The 5,480-nt window shown below is 70.4% G+C and carries 4 protein-coding genes; 3 read left to right on the forward strand and 1 reads right to left on the reverse strand.

The window, feature by feature from the left end:
• Window positions 1–49: 49 nt before the first annotated feature.
• Window positions 50–982 (forward strand): diacylglycerol kinase family protein, encoded by a 933-nt coding sequence (locus VNE62_06320; GenBank protein HVE91896.1) that lies wholly within the window; start codon window positions 50–52, stop codon window positions 980–982.
• A 52-nt stretch (window positions 983–1,034) separates the two neighbouring features.
• Window positions 1,035–4,526, forward strand: coding sequence for an adenylate/guanylate cyclase domain-containing protein (locus tag VNE62_06325; GenBank protein HVE91897.1), 3,492 nt, complete (start codon window positions 1,035–1,037; stop codon window positions 4,524–4,526).
• A gap of 9 nt (window positions 4,527–4,535) precedes the next feature.
• Here the strand turns inward: VNE62_06325 and VNE62_06330 are convergent, their stop codons facing one another.
• Window positions 4,536–4,712, reverse strand: coding sequence for a hypothetical protein (locus VNE62_06330; protein HVE91898.1), 177 nt, complete (start codon window positions 4,710–4,712; stop codon window positions 4,536–4,538).
• Window positions 4,713–4,814: 102 nt separating this feature from the next.
• On the opposite strand from VNE62_06330, the gene VNE62_06335 reads away from it, so the two are divergent.
• Window positions 4,815–5,405 carry a helix-turn-helix domain-containing protein gene (locus tag VNE62_06335; GenBank protein ID HVE91899.1) on the forward strand — a complete coding sequence of 197 codons (591 nt, stop codon included), beginning with the start codon at window positions 4,815–4,817 and terminating at the stop codon, window positions 5,403–5,405.
• The last annotated feature ends 75 nt before the right edge of the window (window positions 5,406–5,480 follow it).

A 5,480-nucleotide genomic window follows, 5' to 3' on the forward strand; every position in this document is an offset into this window, starting at 1 on the left:
CGGCCGGGGCATCGGCGCGCGACGTGTCCGAGGTGCTGGCGGTGGCGCTGTGACCGACGCACCGTCGAGCCTTCGGCCGCTGGTCATCGTGAACCCCCGTGCGGGGACGGGAGCCGGCGCAGCCACGGCGAGGCTGGAGGAGCTCCTGCGGGCGCAGGGACTTCACCCCGACGTCCGGGTGACGTCCGGTCCGGGACACGCATCGGAACTGGCCGCGGAGGCCCAGGCCGAGGGCCGGAGCATGGTGGTCGCCGCCGGGGGCGACGGAACCGTCAGCGAAGTGGTGAACGGACTGCTGCAGCCGGGCGGCTCCCCGGACGCCCCCGTCCTGGGGATCCTCCCCCTCGGGTCGGGCTGTGACTACGTCAAGACCTTCGGCATCGATGCGCAGATCGAGCAGGCCGCGGCCCGGATCGCCTCGGACTCGGCTCCCGTGCCGGTAGACGCCGCACGGATCAGCTTCACGACCCTGGACGGTCCCGCGCAGCGCGTGTTCGTGAACATCGCGGAGGCGGGCATCGGCGCAGAGGTGGTGGAGGCCGCGTCCCAGCTCCCGAGACGCCTGGGGCCGGCGGTCTACTTCACGGCCTTCTGGAAGACGCTCCCGAGGTTCTCGCGCCGTCACGCCATGCTGCAGGACCCGGCCTCCGATCAGGTCCTGTACGAGGGTTCGGTGATGAACGTGGTGGTCGCCATCGGCCGCGTCTTCGGCGGCGGGATGCGCGTGGCCCCGGACGCCGATCCCGCCGACGGACTGCTGGATGTCCAGGTGCACGCCGGGTCGAAGCTGGACTTCGTCCGTGCCCTTCCAAAGGTCTATCGCGGAGCGCACCTGCCGCACCCCCGGATCCACGAGCACCGCGTGTCTTCTCTGCGGCTGGAGTGCGAGCCCGCGGCGCTGATCGAGGCCGATGGCGAGGTCCTCGGGACCACCCCCGCCACCTTCGAGGTTCTGCCGCACGCTCTCCGGCTCAAGGTCTGACCACAGGGGCCGACAAGGAAGGCCGCCGGGCCACGGATAGACTTGCCGCAAGATGAAGTGCACCTCCTGCGGCGCTGAAGCCCCTGCGGCCGCCAAGTTCTGTCCCACCTGTGGATCGCCGCTGCAGTCCCGCGCGGACGAGCGGCGGGTGGTGACCGTGCTGTTCGGGGACCTGGTCGGGTTCACCGCGCTGTCCGAGACGATGGACCCGGAGCAGGTGAAGATCCTGATCGACCGGTGCTTCGGACTGCTGGCGGCGGACATCACCCGCCACGGGGGCCGGGTGGACAAGGTGCTCGGCGACGGGATCGTCGCGATGTTCGGCGCCCCGGTGGCCCACGAGGACGACGCAGAGCGTGCGGTCCGGACGGCGCTCGCGATGCAGGAGACCATCAGCGTCCATGCGTCGCATCTTCAGATGCGCATCGGCGTCAACACCGGTGAGGTACTGGTCGGGTCCCTTCGCGCGGGCGGCGACTACACCGCCACGGGCGACGTCGTGAACTCCGCCAGCAGACTGCAGTCTGCGGCGTCTCCGGGGCAGGTCGTTGTCGGGCCCCAGACCTGGGCGGCCACCAGCCAGGTGATCCGGTACGAGCCGCTGGGGGCGCTGCTGGCCCGGGGCCGGGAAGACCCCATCGACGCCTGGGCCGCCGTGGAGGCCGTCGTCCCGCCCGGCCGCAGGCCGAGACGCCGCCGGGTGCCGCTCATCGGCCGGGAGGTCGAGCTGGGGGTGCTCTGCGGAGCCGTAAAGGCCGCGGCGGCCAACCGCCGTCCACACCTCGTCGTCCTGCTGGGCGAAGCGGGTCTGGGCAAGTCCCGTCTGGTGGAGGAGGTGACGGCGTACGCGTCCTCCGAGCAGGGCGCCATGTGGTTCCAGAGCCGCTGCCCGCCCTACGGCGAAGCCAACCCGTGGTGGCCGATCGGCGAGACACTGCGACAGGCGTGCGCGATAGGGCCCGGCGACTCCGAGGAGGATACGGTCGCCAAGACTCGGGAGACCGTCGCGAGCGCGCTCGGGGCAGGAGTCGACGATCCCGACGTCGCGCACACGGCGTCCGGGCTGCTGTACCTCATGGGAGACGAGTCGGCTCTGGCCGACGTGGACCCGGCGCGCGCACTGCAGGACGCGCAGCGATCGCTGGTGGACGTGCTCGAGGCACTGTCCCGCCACGGCCCCCTCGTCATCGTGCTCTCGGAGCTTCACTGGGCCGACCAGCTCGTCCTGGACATGCTCGACTACCTCCTCGAGCGTCTGCGGGAAGCTCCGGTAGTGGTCCTGGCGACGGCCCGGCCGGAGCTCGAGTCGCGCTGGACCCCCAAGGTGGGCCGCCACAACCTGCTGGTCGTCAACCTCGACCCGCTGGACGAGCAGGCGTCGCGGGAGCTCGTCACCCGGCTGGTGGGGGAGGAGCCCCCGAAGCCGCTGCTGGACCTGGTCATCGAACGCAGCGGGGGCAATCCGTTGTTTCTCGAGGAATTGGTGGCGCTGGTCGTGGACCAGGCGGGGGAACCGGGCGGCTCGTCCCCCCAAGACGTCCCGGCGACACTCCGGGGCATCGTGTCGGCGCGGCTCGACTCGCTCGGGGACGCGGAGCGTGCCTTGCTGGAGGACGCCTCGGTCATCGGGCAGTCGGGCAGCCTGGAAGCTCTTTCGGCGATGGCGGGCCTTCGTGGCGAGCCCGATGCCGGTGCGGTGCTGGACTCCCTGTCGCTGACCGACCTGGTGCTGGTCGGCAACGACGACTTCAGGTTCAAGTCCGACCTGGTGCGGGAGGTGGCGTACGCGACGCTGGCCAAGTCCGAGCGGGCCCGGCGGCACGCCTTTCTGGCGTCGTGGATGGAGAGCCTCGCCGAACGCACCGAGCGGATGGACGAGCGGCTCGAGCAGCTGGCGTACCACTGGGGGGTCGCCGCCGGTCTCGCCCAGGAGCTCGGCTCCATCGAAGGCGTGGAAGGCGACGTAAAGGACAGAGCCCTCGACGCTCTGGACCGCGCGGCGGCAAGAGCGGAACTGCGCGAGACGCCGCTTGCCACCGTGATGCTCCTGGACCACGCCATGAAGCTGAATCCCGAGGCCGGCCGGGGCCGGCGGCTGGCACTGCGGCGGGCCTCCGCCAAGTCGACCCTCAGGCACCTGACGGAGGCGCGGGAGGAAGCACTCGAGATCCTCTCGCAGGCCGAGCGCGAAGGCGACCTCGCCACAAAGGCGCACGCCCTCACGGTGCTGGGCGACGTCCAGCACCGTGAGGGGCAGGAGGCCGAGTCGGCCAAGAGCCTGTCCGAAGCCGTGGTGCTTTGGCGCGAGGTGGGCGACCGGCAGGGCGAGGCCGACGCGCTGCGCGGTTTGGGCATGACGAACCTGTTCTGCGGGCGGCTGGACGAGGCGGAAGCCGTGGTACGGGAAGCGCTTTCGGTGTCGGGGGAGCTGGAGGACCGTCGCGGCCAGGCCTGGTCGCTGCAGCACCTCGCCTGGATCTCCTTTGTTCGCGGAGAGGCTGCGCCGGCGGAGGAGTGGCTCCAGAGTTCGGCCTCCCTGTTCATGCAGATCGGTGACTTCCGGGGCCTGGGGTGGGTGTTCGGGCTGCTGGGCTGGGTGCGGCTCATGCAGGGCCGCTTGGAGGAGGCCGAGCAGTACGCGCGACAGGTCGTGGGCGAGTCGGCCGAAAGCGGCGACAGGTGGGCCGAAGGGATTACCCGGAGTCTTTTGGGCATCATCGGCTTGTGGCAGGGGCGCACCCAGCAGGCCGTCGAGGGTCTGCTGCGAGCGCGGAGCGTGTTCCGCGAGATCCAGGACGCCTGGGGGGAGATCCAGGCGATGCTCGCGGCGTCCCGGGCGCTCGTGCTGGACGGACGCCCGCAGGAAGCCGTGACGCTGTTGGACGAGGCGCGGTCGATGGCCGCGAGGCATCCGGACACCACACTGCGCAACAGTTCCGCCATGGCTTCGGGGGCAGTGGCGGTGCAGCTCGGACACGGAAGGCGGGTGTTGGAGAAGCTGGACCCGTCGGGCCTGGCGGCTGAGACCAACGTCGAGATCCTGGTCCTGGGCGGACTGGCTCTGCTGCAGGTAGGACGTGTCGACGAAGCGGTGCCAGTCCTCCAGCGGGCCCGCGAGTCGTCGGGCGAGCCGGGCCCGCGGGCGAGGGCCTCCGGACCCCTGGCGCTGGCGCTTTGCTGCTCGGGCCGCCCGGAGGACGCCCTTGCCGCCGCATCCGAGGTGGACCGGATCGATGGCGGAACCTATTTGGACCGCGCCGACGCAGCGATCGCCAAGGGTCTGGCGGCGGCTGCGGCCGGTGACGCATTGACCGCTGCCGATGCCTTCGCCGGTGCGGAGCAGATCCTGGGCGCGACCGGTGACCGGTTCACGCCGTCGCTGTTGATGCTCGCGCGCGGGCATGCCTCGGCATCTCTCGGAACCGACGACGCGGGGCTGCTGGAGTCGGCTCGTCGCCGGCTTTCGGACTTGGCGGCAGGCGACGGCTGGGACAGGGTCTACGGCTCAGCCGTCATGGCACGGTCCGCTCCCGCCGCAGGCTGAGTCGTAGCGTTAGTTGCGCGTCCGGGTGCGGGCCCGCCTGCTCTGCAGTCCTCGCTGGCGCGCGGCTTCGCCGCGCTGGCTGCGGAACTCGCGATCGGACCCGCACCCGCCCGCGAACTCAAACCCACCCGTGCCGGACCTGCTGCACCGCACCGAGCCCGGCGTGCTCGCGGAGCGGACGGGCACGCGAAGCTCCAGACAACACGGCTCCCGTTGACATAGTGAATGCGCCACACTACAGTGAAAGCCGTCCACTGAGGGGAGCCGACCGTGGTAGACCAGATGCGGTTGAAGAGGCGGGCAGCGGCGGACCCGTTGCGGTTGAGGATCCTTGAGTTGTTCGGGTACCGGGAGAGGTGGACCGCCAAGGAGCTCGCGAGGGAACTGGGGATCGGCGCAAACGGGCTCTACTACCACCTGCGAATCCTGGAGGAGGCTGGCCTGCTGTCGGTGGTGGATCGCCAGGCGGGGGAGCGCATGGTGGAGAGGGTGTACGGAATGACCGACAACCAGCGCATCACCTGGGACATACGCCGGCCGGACGAGCTGGCCATTCACCTGTCCGCGATGGTCGAGGGAGCCCGAGCGCGGGCGGAACAGGCGCTCTATGAGAAGGCGTCGCTGGCCGAAGTGGGGAAGCCGCCCGGGTTCATCACCTTCAACCGCCTCGCGTTCACCACCACCGTCGACGAGATCATCGAGTTCAACACCAGAATCCAGTCCCTGCTAAAGGAGTTCAGGGACCGAGCCCACACCCTCCAAGGAGCCGCCGCCGACCAGCCCGACCTGAGGCGGATGGAGTTCCTATACGTACTCCACGACGAACCTCCCCGAAGCTACGAGCGAGTCGCAGACTCCACCCCAGCCCCCGCTGGCTAGACGATCGAGCCTGGGTGCGGGTTTGAGTCGGCGTCTTGTGCGGGTCCGATCGCGAGTTCCGCAGCCAGCGGCGCG

This window comes from Actinomycetota bacterium, assembly GCA_035536535.1.
Lineage (GTDB): Bacteria > Actinomycetota > JAICYB01 > JAICYB01 > JAICYB01 > DATLNZ01.